18 protein-coding genes are annotated in these 15,581 nt (G+C 51.3%); 10 read left to right on the top strand and 8 right to left on the bottom strand.

Annotated features, from left to right (window positions below; all coding sequences use genetic code 11):
* The first annotated feature begins 29 nt into the window (after positions 1-29).
* The 3 genes from FXO12_RS13745 (at position 30) to FXO12_RS13735 (ending at position 1,879) form a co-directional block, all read left to right on the top strand.
* Complete coding sequence (locus tag FXO12_RS13745) at positions 30-239, top strand: AlpA family transcriptional regulator (protein ID WP_160049699.1); 210 nt, start codon at positions 30-32, stop codon at positions 237-239.
* Positions 197-1,129, top strand: a complete 933-nt coding sequence (trfA, locus tag FXO12_RS13740; protein WP_244251342.1) for a plasmid replication initiator TrfA — start codon at positions 197-199, stop codon at positions 1,127-1,129. The genes FXO12_RS13745 and trfA overlap by 43 nt, the downstream gene beginning before the upstream one ends.
* Positions 1,130-1,390: 261 nt before the next feature.
* Positions 1,391-1,879: a hypothetical protein gene (locus FXO12_RS13735; RefSeq protein WP_160049698.1), complete on the top strand. Its 489-nt coding sequence runs from the start codon at positions 1,391-1,393 to the stop codon at positions 1,877-1,879.
* A 14-nt stretch (positions 1,880-1,893) separates the two neighbouring features.
* Here the strand turns inward: FXO12_RS13735 and FXO12_RS13730 are convergent, their stop codons facing one another.
* From FXO12_RS13730 to FXO12_RS13720, 3 genes are read right to left on the bottom strand one after another with little or no spacing between them, the layout of a single operon-like run.
* Entirely contained in the window at positions 1,894-2,331 is a 438-nt protein-coding gene (locus FXO12_RS13730; RefSeq protein WP_160049697.1) for a hypothetical protein, read from the bottom strand.
* Positions 2,332-2,366: 35 nt separating this feature from the next.
* Positions 2,367-3,293 carry a site-specific integrase gene (locus tag FXO12_RS13725; protein WP_178119862.1) on the bottom strand — a complete coding sequence of 309 codons (927 nt, stop codon included), beginning with the start codon at positions 3,291-3,293 and terminating at the stop codon, positions 2,367-2,369.
* Positions 3,286-3,528 (bottom strand): hypothetical protein, encoded by a 243-nt coding sequence (locus tag FXO12_RS13720; RefSeq protein ID WP_160049696.1) that lies wholly within the window; start codon positions 3,526-3,528, stop codon positions 3,286-3,288. The genes FXO12_RS13725 and FXO12_RS13720 overlap by 8 nt, the downstream gene beginning before the upstream one ends.
* Positions 3,529-4,482: 954 nt before the next feature.
* Here FXO12_RS13720 and FXO12_RS13715 point away from each other — a divergent pair.
* The 4 genes from FXO12_RS13715 (at position 4,483) to FXO12_RS13700 (ending at position 7,771) form a co-directional block, all read left to right on the top strand.
* Positions 4,483-6,339, top strand: coding sequence for a hypothetical protein (locus FXO12_RS13715; protein ID WP_160049695.1), 1,857 nt, complete (start codon positions 4,483-4,485; stop codon positions 6,337-6,339).
* 487 nt (positions 6,340-6,826) lie between these two features.
* Entirely contained in the window at positions 6,827-6,997 is a 171-nt protein-coding gene (locus tag FXO12_RS13710) for a hypothetical protein (protein WP_160049694.1), read from the top strand.
* Complete coding sequence (locus tag FXO12_RS13705; RefSeq protein WP_160049693.1) at positions 6,994-7,215, top strand: hypothetical protein; 222 nt, start codon at positions 6,994-6,996, stop codon at positions 7,213-7,215. The genes FXO12_RS13710 and FXO12_RS13705 overlap by 4 nt, the downstream gene beginning before the upstream one ends.
* Before the next feature lie 37 nt (positions 7,216-7,252).
* Positions 7,253-7,771: a hypothetical protein gene (locus tag FXO12_RS13700; RefSeq protein ID WP_256678960.1), complete on the top strand. Its 519-nt coding sequence runs from the start codon at positions 7,253-7,255 to the stop codon at positions 7,769-7,771.
* A gap of 72 nt (positions 7,772-7,843) precedes the next feature.
* Here the strand turns inward: FXO12_RS13700 and FXO12_RS13695 are convergent, their stop codons facing one another.
* A complete protein-coding gene (locus FXO12_RS13695) occupies positions 7,844-8,410 on the bottom strand; it encodes a recombinase family protein (protein ID WP_160049692.1) in 567 nt (188 codons plus the stop codon).
* A 326-nt stretch (positions 8,411-8,736) separates the two neighbouring features.
* Here FXO12_RS13695 and FXO12_RS13690 point away from each other — a divergent pair, with 326 nt between their 5' ends.
* Both FXO12_RS13690 and FXO12_RS13685 read left to right on the top strand, forming a co-directional pair.
* Positions 8,737-10,239, top strand: coding sequence for a deoxyguanosinetriphosphate triphosphohydrolase family protein (locus FXO12_RS13690; protein WP_160049691.1), 1,503 nt, complete (start codon positions 8,737-8,739; stop codon positions 10,237-10,239).
* On the top strand, positions 10,223-10,990 hold the full coding sequence (locus FXO12_RS13685) for a hypothetical protein (protein WP_160049690.1): 768 nt from the start codon (positions 10,223-10,225) through the stop codon (positions 10,988-10,990). The genes FXO12_RS13690 and FXO12_RS13685 overlap by 17 nt, the downstream gene beginning before the upstream one ends.
* 270 nt (positions 10,991-11,260) lie before the next feature.
* Here FXO12_RS13685 and FXO12_RS13680 read toward each other — a convergent pair whose 3' ends face one another.
* From FXO12_RS13680 to FXO12_RS13670, 3 genes are all read right to left on the bottom strand, one after another.
* Complete coding sequence (locus FXO12_RS13680; RefSeq protein WP_160049689.1) at positions 11,261-12,124, bottom strand: hypothetical protein; 864 nt, start codon at positions 12,122-12,124, stop codon at positions 11,261-11,263.
* Between the two features lie 13 nt (positions 12,125-12,137).
* Positions 12,138-13,058: a hypothetical protein gene (locus FXO12_RS13675; protein WP_160049688.1), complete on the bottom strand. Its 921-nt coding sequence runs from the start codon at positions 13,056-13,058 to the stop codon at positions 12,138-12,140.
* Between the two features lie 253 nt (positions 13,059-13,311).
* Entirely contained in the window at positions 13,312-13,689 is a 378-nt protein-coding gene (locus FXO12_RS13670; RefSeq protein WP_160049687.1) for a DUF2513 domain-containing protein, read from the bottom strand.
* Positions 13,690-14,217: 528 nt separating this feature from the next.
* Between FXO12_RS13670 and FXO12_RS13665 the strand changes: the two genes are divergently transcribed.
* Positions 14,218-14,523: a DUF6388 family protein gene (locus FXO12_RS13665; RefSeq protein WP_034126255.1), complete on the top strand. Its 306-nt coding sequence runs from the start codon at positions 14,218-14,220 to the stop codon at positions 14,521-14,523.
* 170 nt (positions 14,524-14,693) lie between these two features.
* Here the strand turns inward: FXO12_RS13665 and nadC are convergent, their stop codons facing one another.
* A complete protein-coding gene (gene nadC / locus FXO12_RS13660; protein ID WP_034126256.1) occupies positions 14,694-15,542 on the bottom strand; it encodes a carboxylating nicotinate-nucleotide diphosphorylase in 849 nt (282 codons plus the stop codon).
* Between the last annotated feature and the right edge of the window lie 39 nt (positions 15,543-15,581).

The raw sequence follows: 15,581 nt of genomic DNA, 5'->3' as shown, positions 1-15,581 counted from the left end.
CCAATCCGGTCCTAAGGAGACCCGTCCAGATGGCTAATCAATCTGTCTCACCTCTACTACTTCGCCTGCCTGGTGTCTGTGCCTTGGTCGGGCTTAGTAAGTCTCAGATCTATCGGCTGATCCGGGCCGGCGAATTTCCTTCTGGTGTTTCCCTTGGCGCGAACTCAGTGGCTTGGCCTGCCGAGCAAGTTTACGCGTGGGTGGCAGAAAAAATCAGCGCATCTACTTCTCAGCGATGACTACAAATATGTCACTCCCTAGCCGTATGTTATCTCTGCTGGAGGAAAACCGAAAACGTTCTCTAGCGAAGCCGAAAGAGGTCAAGGTAGATGATGTTGACGCTGCTAATTTACTACCTAACTGGTCCGAGTCAGTTCGTCGTGTTCCTAACGCCGCTCTCCGCTCAGCGTTATTCGGTGCAATTGGGAAAGGACACAGGCCCTACGTTGAGCAAATGGAAATTAACGCCTTAGGTGGAATCAGCATCTTTTATACAGGTGCGCTACTTGATCAAGGTGATCTGAATGTGTGGGAAACCGTGTTGCACCTAGCGCGTATGCAGGAGCTGGGTTCTGAGTGTCGGGTCACTGCATATCGCCTTTTGAAAATTCTCGGTAAAACGGATACAGGGAAAAATCGAAAGATTTTAGATAAATATATTAGTAGGCTCAAGGCTACTGCCTTGCAGGTTAAAGTGGGGAAGCATTCATATGAGGGTAGTTTGATTCATGAGGTTTACCGTGCTCAAGATGAGCGCAGTGAGCGTATATATGTAATTCGATTGAATCCTAAGCTTCATGTACTATTTAAAGGGGACCAATACACCGATGTGAATTGGTCTATTCGTCAAGCGCTAAATGGAAAGCCGCTTGCGCAATGGGTGCATGGTTTTTATTCAACGCATGCAAGACCCTTCGATTATAAGGTCGAGACGTTGCACCAACTATGTGGAAGCCGTGCGAGCTCTTTATCTGATTTCAAAAAGGATTTGCGGCGGTCTCTTGAAGCTGTCGCGCATGCAAGCACCGCAGAGGGGCAGCCATTTAGCTATCTTCTGGAGGGAAATCTGGTGCAAGTTAAAACTACTCCAAGCGCTTCTCAGCAGCGCCATCTGGCGAAAAAGCGCTAATACCGTTCCAGCCCCCTATTTTTTGCCGTTCCAGCGCCCCCGACCTTACCGTTCTAACACCCTAGGCTACCGTTCCAAGCCCCCGGCGTTACCGTTCCAGCACCCATGATGTACCGTTCTAGCACTCCTTGAGTTCGACTGTGAAATCGCTCTCTAGCCCAGCAAGGGTAAGGGATGCAGCGATTTTTACTGAGTACACTAATCTGTTATTAATCAATTCTAATCACTGCCGTTTCGGTTGAATCCATGAGGTTTTCAAGGATGAACCACGAACCATTGCCTAGCACTTGGGTTATCGAGGAGGCGCGAACGTTTATGAGAGCTGCTCAGATACTGGAGCAAAGGGCTACTGATGACCGCGATCTGAATCTGTTCTGGCCAGCCGTTATGAATTCGGCGCTCGCCTGTGAGCTATTTCTGAAATCGTGCTTGGTGGAGGCTGACCCCCGACATCCGAGAACTGAGCATGACCCCGAAGGGCATTTGCGGCTCGCTGTGCGGATGCCTGGAAATGGTCATGGCCTGGCCGATCTGTACAACGTCATTTCGCCTGAGCTGACCAATCGACTATGCGAAGTATCAGAGCGTATAGCGCCAGATTTCCCCCTAGAAAAATGGATTAAAACAGCCTCGAAGCTATTCGTCGGAACTCGATATCCGTACGAAGCGAACTCCGTCCAAGGCGTGGATTTGGAGGTGCTGAAGCTTGCTCCGCATTTAGATTGCGTGCTGTCGGAGATGACGCGGTGAGCCCTGAATTGGGCCTATAACAGGGTATGAAAACTGCGAGTGCGCTCGGCTTTAAGGGCATGTCTGACGGCAGAAGCTGTTTCGTCGCCCCCAAGAGCCCAGGAGTCCATCAATGCGGTGACTTGATCCAGCCGGTCCTGCATCAATCGGACCTGTTCTTGGTCTCTGTAGGCGGCTCTCAATGCCACGTCGCGGTCTTGGTCAGAAATGGCAAGGACGTCACGCAGGCTTTCGACTTCTTCATCGTGCCGCTTTGTGATTTCAGAGATATGGCCACGGTGGTGCAGCTCTGCCTCTTTGAGCGCGTCGCTGTGTTCCTTCAGCAGAGCTTTATGCCGCTCGACACTGGCGTTGAGGGTGGCTTTGAGCCGCGCTCTAGATTTTTTGCTTTCCAAGAGCATCACTGCCAAGACACCAATCACAATCACTGATACGCCGATCACGAAGAGCAAGCTGCTGCTGATCCACGTAGGGTCGATGTTTATTCTCAACGCAGATAGACCTCTGTAATTTCCGGCCGGAAGTGGCCCATTTCCTGTGAAACCACCGCCAGAGCCTGTTTTCGCGTTAAGTGGCGTTGCAATGTCGCCATGCGCTCTTGGGCGTAGGTATGCCGCAGTCCATGTGCGCCGTTCGACCAGCCGAGCGCTCCTTTGGAGGCTGCACTAACACTTTTGCTCCAGGGCTGACCGCCGCCAATCCCGTAAAACTGTTGGTAGTTGATTCCTCGATCTTTAACGATTCGTGGCTCTGCCAACCGTGTTCTTTCCAACCGTTGGGCTAGGGGAATCGGAATACGTACTTCGCGGATTAGCCCGCCCTTGCCGTGGACGGTATAGCTGATAGTCGTCTCGCGAATCCCTGAAAACTTCATTCCATGCGCCGGACGTTGATCCGGCACACGTTGGTGCGTTCTGCGAAGGCCGAGTAACTCATGAGCACGAAGGCCGGCGGCGTGCGCAATCTCTGTCGCCAGTGCGTTATGCGGAGCTTGGCGAGCTGCAATCAATGTCATTTGCTCGCGGTTGTATGCTCTTGCCTGATCAGCAAGCCTGCGACCCAAAGTGGGATGGTTTGTCGTTCCCATGCGACTTGTAGCGGTGCTCCTGATTACCTCCAAAGTTTGTCCTGGTGGTAGCTGATGAGTGACATGCTGCATCATGGCTTGGAGGGCTTGGCGCTCCATGTCCAAGGTTTTCTGACCAACGACGGTTGCACGTTGCTGGAGGTATTCAAGAGCACGAGCAGGTGTCATTTCACGGAGGCTGCCTAGTCGATGCTCTTGAAGGTAACTGGTAATGCGCACCAAACGTTGCTCATAGTTGCGAACGGTGCCGACTGAGCGGATGTGGGTGCCTTGGAGGCTTTTCATCACGGACGCGGCTTGTTTCGCAGGCTTGGCAAACTTAGCCATTCTGGCGATTCCGATGTAGCCATCGGTGCACTGTCGAGCGTTGGATCTTGATGCCTTTCTCCGCTATCCAGCGTTGCAGTTCGCTGCCATTGCAACCTGCTGAATCAAGCTGCAACAGCTCGTACTTGTAGTTATCCAGCAATGAGCGACGTTGGGCATAGGTTCGGGGTTTTCTCCGAATCCTAGATTCGGCCTTGAGGCGTGCAGTAATGCTCTGCGCATCGAATTCGCTCATGGGATTCTCTCTATCAGATGTAAGAACTCCTGACCGTTGCCGGTTCAGCGACACACCATCCGTAGATGGTTCGTTGTGTGCCTGTTCGCCCCCCTTTGCATCAGATGCCGGCGGGGACTGTTCGCGCCTACTCGGAGTCTCCGAGTGAGTTCCTGAATGTCCGCTCAGGTTCGGTTGCCATTAGGTCTGGCTGACCATGCTGGGTTGTTTTTTCTCCTTAGGTGATTGTGCGTTGATGGTTCCGACACGTAGTCGGCGTCAGGCCGGTCACACACGCGATGACGCAGGTGTGGCCGATGGGCAACTGTCCGCGATGACGCAGGCCGAGCCCACTGCCACTGTCCCAACCCATGAATCACACGGGTAACGGGACTGCCGGGCAGTACGGTTTGGTGCCTGATCAGCTTACGAAAATGGGGATTGGCAAACAACGCAATGTCGCTGCGTTGTTTTTGTTGCGTCAAATCTAAATGGTCGAGCGCGCCCGCTATGTAAAGCGCCTTTTAGGCGCGTTACATAGCGGGCGCAGAGGCGCCAAAAAGTGCGGCGATAGTAACTACATCGGGTTGAGTGGAGATGCAAAAGGGGGATCGATAGGCTGGAGGTTATTCAGCCCTATTACCGGAGAGATGTGAGCATGAAACTGAGGAATTTTCTGGATTCAATGCACCTACGGATGCCTCTTGTCACAAAGTGCGTAGGCAGGGCAGGCGTTGTCCTCGGACCAATCCTTGGCCTACTGCACTTGGTCGCTGCGGCAGTTATGCCGCCATACGGTCAGCACGTGGTGGAGCAGTACGATGCCGTTCAGCGCACAGGCGATCTGTTGGCAGCGCCGGCGGCCCAATATTTCATCCTGCTAGGTTTCGCACTGTGTTTGCTCTGGTTGGGCTTGTGGGCCGCCAGAATTGGTCTGGCCCTGCGTAACTGGATAATTCGGCGGCGGGCAGCCTAATGAGTGTAGCGACGGCAGAGGACTTTGCTGGGTTCAACTGGGTGTTCGGACTGTGGGAAAACGTGGCACTGACGATCATGACCGCTACCGAACCATTATTTGTAGCACTCAATGAGACGAGCACTGAGCTAATCGGAGTCGTGGGATTTGGCTGGTTGCTGCTGGTTGTGCTGCGTCTCGGTGAGAGTGCGAGCCGTACATTCTTTGCAGGTATCTTAATTTTCCTGGTTCTGGGGTACGGCATGCGGCCGGCGACTGTCACGCTTCCGAGTAGTGCATCAGTGCAAATGGTCGAGGTCCAAGCGGTTCCGCTTAAAATTGTCATGGCGATACACGTGATGTATCGGCAGGCATTCGATCAGGTTTTGAGCGACCAGACAGTGGCCGGCACAATCGTCCCGGCGCAGGCGGCAATCGACAATATGGTTGGGCGCTCAGCGGATGTGTTCGCGGGTAGCGATCTGGCCAGGCTTATCAGGGATTACAACGCAAGTTGTGCCCCAGCACCGGCTGAGCTAGCAGGGCCCGAGCATGCAGCCAAAGTGGAGGCATTACATGCCATTGGCTTGATGGGCGGTGGCGGCCTCGGGATTCCGGATAAAGAAGTCGGTCTCATTGCGCAGGCACGTACCACTCTTGGTGGTACGTGGACTTACGTGTTTGGTTCGGCTGAGGAAAATGGCGGTTGGGGCGCCTACCTGCTGGGCGGCGGAGCTGCTCGAACTGGTTTGGAGCACATGCTCGACCAGAGAGCCATCCAGTCACGCCGGGAAGCCGGTATCCGTGCTTTGGAGTCTGCTGGCCCGTTCATGGGGAGCAATTATGCATTGCCGACGCAAGCACACTGGGCTGCAAGACTCGCGGGTCAATCGGAGGCAACTCCATCCTATTTGCCGATCAGCAAATTACCAAGTCAGAAATCGTCAATTGTCGGAGATGATCAAGGAATCATGTTTCGACCATCCAGCTGTGTCGAGGCTTACCAGATTGCGCAGATGGGGGCGGAGCAGGCCTATCAAGCATTGCGCGAATCAGGTGAGGTCATCGCGGGTGGGCAGCGAGTCAGCGCTGAGGTGGGAGCCGTAAGTACCGCAGTGGCGTGGCAACGATTCATGGCTCGTTCTCTAGAGAGAACGACAGGCGCATCGCATGAGGGCAGCGAGGTCGCCGGAGGGATCTTGGCCGCCGCTCAAATGTTCAAAAATTTCAGTGGATGGCTGGATCTGCAAACGCTCCTGCCTGGATATGTCATCATGTCGGCTTGGTTATTTTGGATTGTCTTAATCCTCGCCCCGCTTTTCCTGCTGCTAGCACCTCTGCGGGGAGGTAAGATACTTGTTAATTGGTTTTCCCTGCTTCTTTTGCCGGTCATCGCGGTGATGACCGCGCAGATGATCACTGTTGCGATCTCGCAAACCATGGCCGCTGTAGCTGTAGCGCAGGCGGGAGCTGCCAGTGGGTGGACTGGAGTAGGGGCTGATTACGATGGGCTTCGTGGTTTGATGTCAGCCGTAGCTGCTGTATCGCTTGGCCTCTCCACTTGGGTTACTTCGAGTATGCTTGGTGTTTCGTTGGGAGGGCTAGCAGGCAGCCTTTCAGGCGCTGTGGCTACAGCTAGCGATGCTGGTCGCTTCGCCATGAAAGCGGTTGGCGTCGCCATGTTGGGTTCAAGGTTGGCGGGGATGGGAACAGCTGCCTCGTCTGGACGTGGAAGTGGTTCAAATCTTCAGAAAGGTTCTGGAGAATCTCCATCAGTCCCTCGGCCTGCTAATCCGGTAGGGCCTAGCTCGATTCCACCGCCTCGCCCCAGTCAGGGGGCGCGGCGGTCGCTAAACCCTCCGAAACCTAAAAAATAGAGTTTGGGCAGGAGGGGCGGCGTTGACCGCCCTGGTGCAGATGATGACGTCACAGTCAGTGGGGCTCATCTGCACAAGCCCCCATTCCTCAGGCAACAAGCGCAGCCTGCATACCCTCGCAAATCTCCGCTTTCGCATCGCCTCGGTATCTAGCCGCACAGCTTTACCATTGGCATGCAAGTGAGCCACTTCAGATCGCCTTTAAAAAGTCCCACGAAGCCTAGCGCTACCTTCGATGTGTCCGCCGGCCAACTAACGGAGTCACTGCCGCACCAGTGACAGATCATTTGCGATCACAGACGAACCGTTGAGGTTCATCCTTATATCCTGCGGCGCCTCGTAGTATCGCCTGCGCACCATGGGGCTCCAAAAAAAATCATCACGGCATCCCCAGTTCCCAGCAGGGGAACTGAGCATTTTTTACCGGAGTGCCATGACACGCCCTGAGGAAAGGTAACTTCAGGTTCACATGAGCGTGGAGGTGGGTATGAAGCAGATGCTGGTCACTGTTGTGTGCGCTGGGGCGGGGTTTTATCTGGGGGCGCACCGTTTGGTTCCCCTATGGCTGATCATCGTCCTGGCGGTGCTCGGTGCAGGGTTGTGGGGCTTGGCCGAGTGGCTTGAGCGGCTGGACTCTAAAAGCGAGCGCAACCCATGATGTGCGCCGATCTTCAAGAGCTCGTTGTGCTCTCCGCAATGTTTCCCTCCTGGTCGTGGAAGCAGGCGACAGCGCGTCGGGTCATTGTGGCGTCGGAGGGTTCTGTGATCCGCCTGTACTGGATGCCGGCGCTCTTATGCCTGGACGAATTCCGCAGCCAACTATTTGTGCAGCAGCTCAATGCATTTGGTTCGGGCCGGGGCATTGGCGAGGATTAAATAGAACAATGGCATATTGTGGTAAGGAGCGTGCAGGGTGAAGAAATGGAAATTGGCTTTACTGGCGATGGTATCAGCGTCCGTAACTGGATGCTGGCAGGACGATTACGCGTTCGAGGGAAGGTATTTCGCCACTGAGGGCGAGGAATGCACTACGCCGTCCAGCGTCATAGATCGAGAACAATACTTTTTGGAGATTACCAAGCAGGTTCACAACGGTGTCGCTTCGTATACCGCTAAATTTCCAATCGCTTCAAGGGCCGGAGCCCCTATCACGAGTGCCCAAAGCGCATCTGCAACGGACGAGCATAAGCTGACCTTCAATTTCACTAAATCGGAGGTGCCTGGCGTGTTCACGGGAAGTCCAGCGGTGGATATTGTAATCACCGTGGTTCCGAACAAAAGCAAGCAAGGGCATCTCTGGCTAACGAACGCGGAGCTCACAAGTGTTCGGGGCGGGAAGGTTAGCGAGGCTGATCTCTTGGAAAATCTGAGAAAAGCTATCTACATTGGAACGGCGGGAGCTTGTCTAAAAAAAGCTACACCAGCTATGTGATCGTCGAATGTCCAAGAGCGCTCGCCGTTTGCCGTCTTTTGTCAAATCAATCTAAAGCACGGGCGGCGCGCACTACTTGGACAGTGCTCTATACAGCGTCGCTCTATGAACCCCCAATAGACGGGCTGCCTCTGCAACAGGCCGTTGCTCTTCGGCAATCAATTGCCGCGCATGACTGATCTGTTCCGGTGTGAGTACCGGTTTAGGACCAAACCGAACGCCGCGAGCTTTGGCCGCTGCTCTCCCGGCGCTGGTGCGCTCGCCAATCAGTGACCGTTCAAAGTCAGCAATCCCTGCGAAGATCGTTAACACCATGCGACCTGCTGGTGAGGTGGTATCCGCCCAAGGCTCTGCAATAGAGCGTAGGCCTGCATCTACGTTTTTGAGCCGCTCTGCAATATGGAGCAAGTCAGTTGTTGAGCGAGCCAATCGATCCAATCTGGTTACGATCAGCACATCGCCTGGCCGCAGATGATCAAGCAGTCGGCTCAGTTCCGGACGGTCTCGGTTGGCCCCACTGACTTTTTCTTCAAAGATCCGCTTGCATCCAATTTGCCCTAGGGTAAGTCGCTGCTGCTCTAGATCTTGAGCTTGCGTCGAAACCCTGGCGTATCCAATTAGCTGTCCTGAGGTCTGCATCGCGCACCTGTCGCATAAGTTATCGCAGGTAAATTATCACTTGCGACATACTTATGCGACAGCGCGCAGACAGTAGACCAAGGTCCAATACGTGTGTCGCATAATTTAGGAATAGAGCGACGAACCATTTTGGAGCGAAGAGCTGCTATCGACCAACAAATGGGAAGATATGCTAGAAAAATCTACATTAAATTTACGCGAAATAGGAAGGGCGCTCGCGCTCGCGCTTCAGCTTGTCGGTTAGGGGGGGCTGCGCGCTTGGCTGTGGTGCTCAGTATGGTAATGTTCGCCGCAATCCTGACCGTAGCCTTCTGGAAAAAGTATCCATGGAAGAAAAACCAGTAACCCCAAGCATTTGGTCCGAATCTCGCCGTCCTCGCACACATACCACGGGGGACGGAATGGCTAAACGGACCACTGAGCAAGGGCTTATGGGAGATTCATCCAGCCTTAGCGCATTCACACATCGTTCGGTGTTTCAGCAAGACTATGATCGTTTGCTTTTCTCGACTCCGGTTCGTCGCTTGGCTGATAAAACTCAGGTTTGGCCCATGGAAGAGAATGATGGAGTGCGTACTCGTTTGACGCATTCCCATGAGGTTTCCAACCTGGCACGCTCGATTGGCGCTCGCGCGTACAAGGGCGCTCGTGACGCTTTCAGGCAGAATGGCTGTGGTGACGATAGTCTCGCTGAGATGATTAACCCTCTGCTTCTGTCGATAGGTCTCGGACACGATTTAGGTAACCCTCCGTTTGGGCACCAAGGTGAGGTTGCTATTGGCCGCTGGTTTGAGCAACGCAAAGACTGGATTTTTACTAACATCAAGAAGGATGAGGACCTCCTGGAAGCTCCAGTTCCAGAGGAGTACTGGCCTGAGTTTGTTGAGTTTGATGGAAATCCACAGAGCCTTCGTCTTTTAACCAGACTGCAGACACATATTGACGGGCTTGGTCTTGACTTGTCTGCTGCTACCTTGGCCGCAGGACTGAAATATCCTGTAAGTTACTTAAACAGAGATAAAGATGATCCAGTTAGAAAAAAAGGTGGTTATTTCGAGTCGGAAAAGGACTTGGTTGACTGGATTAGAAAACAGACCGGATTGGGGGAAGGGCAGCGTCATCCACTGACTTGGATTATGGAGGCGTGTGACGATATAGCTTACTCCGTTCTGGATGTTGATGATGTCCTCAAAAAAGGGATTATGTCTCCAGATGATGTGCTCGTTATACTTCGCCAAAACTTTAGAGCAGATGGCGTGATTGGTAAAACTCAAGAAAAATTTGGAGAAATTGAGTCTCGTCTGTTTTCTCCCGAAATTCAACGCGATATTAAGATTGAATATCTACGAGCTTACCTTATAGAAAGTCTAATTGAACACGCGAGCAAAACATTTGTAGAAAATGTGCCTGCAATTTTTGGTTTCAAATCAATAAAACCTTTGATGGATGACAGTCGGCTTTGCGACGAGCTGAAGAAAATTGCGCGGCAAAATGCTTTCAATCATTCATCTGTACTGCGTATGGAGGCCTTAGGTTCACAGGCCATCGACGGTTTGATGACTGTGCTATGGGAGGCTATTTCCTGTCGTGAAAAGTTTGATGAGATTCGATCAAAGCGAATGGGTGCTCGTGCGAAGTATGTATTCTCCTTGATAAGTCCAAACTATATTGAACAAGCTGACAAATGTATAACTTCATCAACGGTCGCTTCGGTGTTGCGCTATCGTGAACTTCGCTTGCTTACAGATATGGTATCAGGAATGACTGATACTTTTGCCATGCGTCTCTGGAAAGATATTGAGGTTATGCCTGATGGCAATTGCGCCTAATAAGTCAGCTTTAAAGCGCCGATTGGATCGATATCTTTGGGCCAACAAGTCTGGAGAGATGGAAGCTTTGCAGGCCGTTTTGAAGTCTAACTTTCGATCCTTTGATCGAGTCGCGGTCATAGGGGGGCTTGTTCGTGACTTTGCTCGCGAGGGGCGAACAGGTTTTAGATCTGACGTAGATTTAGTGATTCACGATTCTAAAGAGGAAGTAGCGCTTTTGGCTGAAAAGCTTAGTGCTACGCCTAATCGATTTGGAGGCTATGGATATAAGAGTGGGCCTTGGAAAATTGACTTTTGGGCTCTAGAAACTACATGGGCAAAAAAGCATGTCCCAATGCACACGCTGGAAGATGTTTTGCTTGGTACATTCTTTGATTGGGATGCGGTTGCGTATGACTTGTGGGAGAGAAAGTTGATATGTCACGATGACTACCTTGAGCGCTTAAGAACTAAAACGCTTGAAATCAACTTGCGGCCTAACCCATCTCCCATGGGGAATCTTGTTCGAGCCATTCGAAGGCTAGTATTGTGGCAGTTAGTTCCAGGTGAACGATTAATGTGCTTTATTGATGAGTATTTAGATGAGGACGCTCTTCACTATTTGCAGAAGAAAGAAGAAGAGCTGTTTTCTTATTGTGTTTCAGCTCGCTGGAAAACTGTTGAGGAGGCTAAGTGCTACCTTTTTCATGAGAGGGAGTCTGAAGATCTTCAGCTTGATCTTTTTCAGATAAAGCATCAAGGCTCAATTTAAGATTGCTACTGTTTTAATAGGTTTAACTCATGCCTAGCACCACTTATCGATTTTAAAGAAGTCCCGTTAAATTGTAGACTTTTATTTCTATTTTTATATGTTCCTTCTGGTGGCAAGCAACTGTTAATGATCGCCGCTTTCGGCCACAGTGGTTATGCGTGCAGAGCGATCAGGGCCAGACCATGAATCGTGAGGCCGCACCAGCTTAGTATGTACCCTGATCTCTCGGTGAGAGAACGCTAACAGCTGTTAATCTCTAAGCTGTTATCGCTACGCACGCGTTGTTCCATTTGTCAGATAGGTGATGAATCTATCATAGTGGAAGTCATTGCGAGCGCTAACCCATACTTTGAGTTCTTCACTTGCAAAATCTCCAGATAAAAGCGCTTGTTTTGTGCAGTTCCTGGTCGCGGAAAGCGTCGATAGTTCTGTAATTATTGCTTTCTTTTTTAGGCAAAGGTAGTCTCTGGTGAATACCTTTTTGTTAGTCAGAGCATTAACCTCATTAAATAAGTCTTGACCTTTATACTGGCATGCATCCACTACGATATAAACCGCGTCGTCAAAGCTTAATATTTCGTTGGCGGTTGCACAATTGAACTCCGGTGAAAAGCAGTTGGTTCTTTTGAAGCGGGTATTCAACTCATTTGAAAAAGCAATGTTTTTCTTTTGGCTTGCGCTTGGTGCCTGTTCGGGGTCTATGTGTTGGAATATCATATTAAATTCTTGAGAATTCTTGATGGATTCTTTTTCTCTGTCAAAATCACGAGCGCCTGCTGATCTCAATGAGATAGATAAGTCGGACGTGGATCGCAAAGCGTTAGGCTTGAACACAATCTGAATAGGTCCGTACGGATTAGGCTGAGAGTTGGACGTTTCTTTTGTGAACTCGCGACCGAAATCTGAAAAATTCCCGAAAACTTTATTCCAAACGTCATTTTTTTTATCAATATTATCAGTATCGAATACCGTAAAATCTAATTTGCTATTCAGAAGTTTGTTTCTGGAAGGGATTCCTCCTAGACGGATGTATGATCTGAAGTCCTTAAGTTGGCAGGCGTGGTATAGAAGAGCATTTCGATCTTCTAGTGATTTTACAATTTTTTCAATTTCTGCTTTGTCTTTTATGGTCATGGTTTGCTCCCTGCTAGATGAGATTGCCTTGGTTTTTAAGAGTTGATTGATACAGGTTTGAGGAGTTTTCTAACTCGTTTTTTAATGCGGTCTCTTGGGGTGCTAGTAGTTCATGTAAAAAGCTTGAACTGTCACGCCAGATAGTTTCGGCTTTGCCGCGACCTACGCCTTCTGTTTCTAATCGCCAGGACTTTTCTCTTTCCCACCATGGAGAAGGTTGAAGGTTTGCGCATTTCGCACTTTCAAAATAAAACTGAATCCATCCAAGAGTGGTTCTATCGAGATTGAATTTTTCTGCGCATTTTGCTAGTGCCCTTTTTCCTATAGATGTATGCTTGTCTATGGCCACCCAAAAGGGAAAGTTAACAGGGGGTAATGAATTGAACGTTGTTAGTACTGGTACATCATCCGTTACAAACAAGTAGGCACTTGCAATAGCAAATGCTTTATCCCATGGCCATCCAGCCAGCTTGAATCCGGATTCGGCTTTTTCTAAGAATTCAAATCCCTCTTCGTCTGATTTTAACTGTCTTGCCCAGCGCCAGAAATCATCAGGGCGTCTAACTGCCTCCGCGATAATTTTAATGTGCTTATTTGTGGGTTCATTTTTTGCTAGTATTGACCCGGTTCCTTTAGAAAGCTCATATCCTAGGCTTCCTAAGCCCGCTGCATTTTTATTTTTTGATGAACTTGCGAGCTCCTTATATTGCTTTATGAGAAGCTCTTCATTTGTTGTGAAGTGAAGTTTTTTTGTGAGTGTCCAGGTTTCTTCAAACGTGATAACGCCTAATCTGTTTTTGAGCCATACTGTCTCTCCCTTTTGGATAAGGTGAATTGTTGCGCTCTCCGCAACATCTACAGCTCCTCGCCGGACAGCTTTTTGCAGTAGTGATCTACAGATTTGGTCACCTCTATAGGTGCTGGATTTTTTCATGATCTGTCAAAAAACATAGAGTCCGAAGGTCTAGCGAACCCGTTATGATTTAAATTCGTTGCATAAATATAAGTTGTGCCGAATATCATGGGGGCGCCTATGTTTAAAATCACTAGCCTACTATCTGGTTTTGCCAGTTTTTATGATTGATTTTGGCGTGTTCGATAATAATAGCTCTCGCCTATGGGCCCGCCCGCAGGCTTAGCTGAATAGCGTCGGGACGCGCTATGACCAGTTCGTAGGAAGGGACTGTTCATGGAAGATCGATCCCCAAGCGATCCTTGAGCACTTGCTTGCCGTATGCTTTGCCTATTTCCAGCATCACCGCCAGGCTTACTCCACCGGCTTTCTCCGCGCCAGCTTTGGTCAGACGCCAAACCTCCCGATCTCGAATGGTATCGAGGAACTCATGGCCTCTGATCGTGAGTCGTTTTGGCCGCCAATCAAAGTCACTTATTGAGCAAAGATCTTGCGCCACGATGAATCCCGCTTCGTGCAGGAGCATCACGTGATAGGAAACCTCATCATTGCTGTGACTTTCGAGAGCGAGGTCAATCCAAGAGTCAGGGGTTTTGTCGCTGGCTTCAATGGCCAACAAAATTTCGCGTACCAAATCTTTATCTAACTTCATCGAGGACGTCCATTCCTGTATTTGATAAAGGACATTATCACATGAATGATTATGGATACTTTACCTTGCAACAGCGGCGGCCAGCAGACCGCCATAAACCTGCTCAAGGGGGGAGAAAAAGTTCAGCCCAATCCAGGTCATGCCGGGAGGGCTAGGAATCTTCCCTAGGACGAATGCATGTTCATTCTGACCGTGATGATGGAACAGTGGCCCAAGCGCAGCAGCTGGGCTAAGCTGGTTTGGCATGGCAGTAAAGGCTGACGGCACGTCTCAGTTTTTACTGAGTTCCTAAATGAGTACCTATTTTTCTTTTTTAGCTACAAGTCTTACCGTTTTTACTGAGTCGGGCTCGATTGGTTCGATTCCTGTCTCGGCACCACAGGCACCACTGTTTCAACGGCAATGTTTTCAGATGATCCCAGAATGGTTCTGAAGGCCAGGTGAGCCGGGCATTTGCCCCCGCTCTTTTGTATCTGCGCAACCTTGAAGACCCAGATGCATTCCCATTCCTCGATCTAAGAGAACGACATGACCACGACTGAGATGACCCAGGAAGCACGGCACGAACAAGCGCTCAAGCATTACCTTGAAGCGACGCCGCAGCTTAAAGAAGAGATCAAGGACCTGAGTGCCGACGATCAGCGCGACCAGATTCAGTGGGCATTCGAAGATGAGGCCGAGAGTCAGGGCTACCAGCCTTGGGAGTTGACCCTCAAGTACACCTCGACGCCGGAAGAGTTCGAAGCCGCGCGGTTGGCCTTGCACAAAGAGGCGGCCGAGGTGCTGGGTGTCGATTGGGACGAGTACTGCGAGATGAATAATCTGGTGGTCTAGGCACGGCGGGCTTGTTGTGGCGAGGGAGCTTGCTCCCGCTGGGCTGCGAAGCAGCCCCAAATTGGATAATCGAAATACATCAGGTGTACGTCGATGAACGGTTTGGGAGCGCTGCGCACTCCAGCGGGAGCAAGCTCCCTCGCCACAATCGCCCGGCCCTGCATGGTTTCTCAGATGCTCAGGCGCATCGACAGATCCACCGCCTTCACATCCTTGGTCATCGCGCCGATGGAGATGTAGTCCACGCCGGTTTCAGCGATAGGCAGCAAGGTGGTTTCATTGATCCCGCCGCTGGCTTCCAGCTTGGCCTTGCCTGCGTTCAGGCGCACGGCTTCGCGCATGTCTTCCAGGCTCAGTTCATCCAGCATGATGATGTCGGCACCCGCCGCCAGGGCCTCGCGTAATTCCTCCAGGCTTTCCACTTCGATTTCCACCGGCTTGCCCGGGGCAATCTTGTGGGCGGCGGTGATCGCTTGGGCAATACCACCGCAGGCGGCGATGTGGTTTTCCTTGATCAGGAACGCGTCATACAGCCCGATACGGTGGTTGTGGCAACCGCCGCAGGTCACCGCATATTTCTGCGCTAAACGCAGGCCGGGCAATGTCTTGCGGGTGTCCAGCAGCTTGACCTGGGTGCTGGCGACAAAGTCCGCCAAAAATTGCGCACGGGTGGCAACCCCTGACAGCAATTGCAGAAAATTCAACGCGCTACGTTCACCACTGAGCAGCGAGCGGGCCGGGCCCTCAAGGTGGAACAACGCCTGGTTGGGGCTCACCCGTTCACCATCAGCCACCTGCCAGTGCACAGCAACCCGTGGGTCCAGTTGACGAAACACCGCATCCACCCACGCCGTGCCGGCGATAACAGCCGCCTCACGGGTAATGATCGTGGCCTTGGCCAGCCGTTCGGCCGGGATCAACTGCGCGGTGATGTCGCCACTGCCGATGTCTTCCAGCAGTGCGCGGCGCACGTTGGCTTCGATTTCGGCGGTGAGGTCGGCAAGACGGAGGTTCGGCATAACAGGCTCCACAAACAAAGTGCCTCGATTATAGGGCCA

The sequence above is a fragment of the Pseudomonas sp. J380 genome, from assembly GCF_009827115.1.
Taxonomy (GTDB): Bacteria; Pseudomonadota; Gammaproteobacteria; order Pseudomonadales; family Pseudomonadaceae; genus Aquipseudomonas; species Aquipseudomonas paracarnis.
Note: the sequence above shows the minus strand (reverse complement) of the source record. Positions and strands in the feature narration are given on the sequence as shown.

Coding starts and splice junctions, on each gene's coding strand:
- FXO12_RS13675 (WP_160049688.1), bottom strand. CDS start 13,058: ATGAAAAAATCCAGCACCTATAGAGGTGACCAAATCTGTAGATCACTA.
- FXO12_RS13670 (WP_160049687.1), bottom strand. CDS start 13,689: ATGAAGTTAGATAAAGATTTGGTACGCGAAATTTTGTTGGCCATTGAA.
- FXO12_RS13725 (WP_178119862.1), bottom strand. CDS start 3,293: ATGGCTAAGTTTGCCAAGCCTGCGAAACAAGCCGCGTCCGTGATGAAA.
- FXO12_RS13745 (WP_160049699.1), top strand. CDS start 30: ATGGCTAATCAATCTGTCTCACCTCTACTACTTCGCCTGCCTGGTGTC.
- FXO12_RS13685 (WP_160049690.1), top strand. CDS start 10,223: ATGGCAATTGCGCCTAATAAGTCAGCTTTAAAGCGCCGATTGGATCGA.
- FXO12_RS13690 (WP_160049691.1), top strand. CDS start 8,737: ATGGAAGAAAAACCAGTAACCCCAAGCATTTGGTCCGAATCTCGCCGT.
- FXO12_RS13710 (WP_160049694.1), top strand. CDS start 6,827: ATGAAGCAGATGCTGGTCACTGTTGTGTGCGCTGGGGCGGGGTTTTAT.
- FXO12_RS13735 (WP_160049698.1), top strand. CDS start 1,391: ATGAACCACGAACCATTGCCTAGCACTTGGGTTATCGAGGAGGCGCGA.
- nadC (WP_034126256.1), bottom strand. CDS start 15,542: ATGCCGAACCTCCGTCTTGCCGACCTCACCGCCGAAATCGAAGCCAAC.
- FXO12_RS13695 (WP_160049692.1), bottom strand. CDS start 8,410: ATGCAGACCTCAGGACAGCTAATTGGATACGCCAGGGTTTCGACGCAA.
- FXO12_RS13705 (WP_160049693.1), top strand. CDS start 6,994: ATGATGTGCGCCGATCTTCAAGAGCTCGTTGTGCTCTCCGCAATGTTT.
- FXO12_RS13680 (WP_160049689.1), bottom strand. CDS start 12,124: ATGACCATAAAAGACAAAGCAGAAATTGAAAAAATTGTAAAATCACTA.
- FXO12_RS13720 (WP_160049696.1), bottom strand. CDS start 3,528: ATGAGCGAATTCGATGCGCAGAGCATTACTGCACGCCTCAAGGCCGAA.
- FXO12_RS13665 (WP_034126255.1), top strand. CDS start 14,218: ATGACCACGACTGAGATGACCCAGGAAGCACGGCACGAACAAGCGCTC.
- FXO12_RS13715 (WP_160049695.1), top strand. CDS start 4,483: ATGAGTGTAGCGACGGCAGAGGACTTTGCTGGGTTCAACTGGGTGTTC.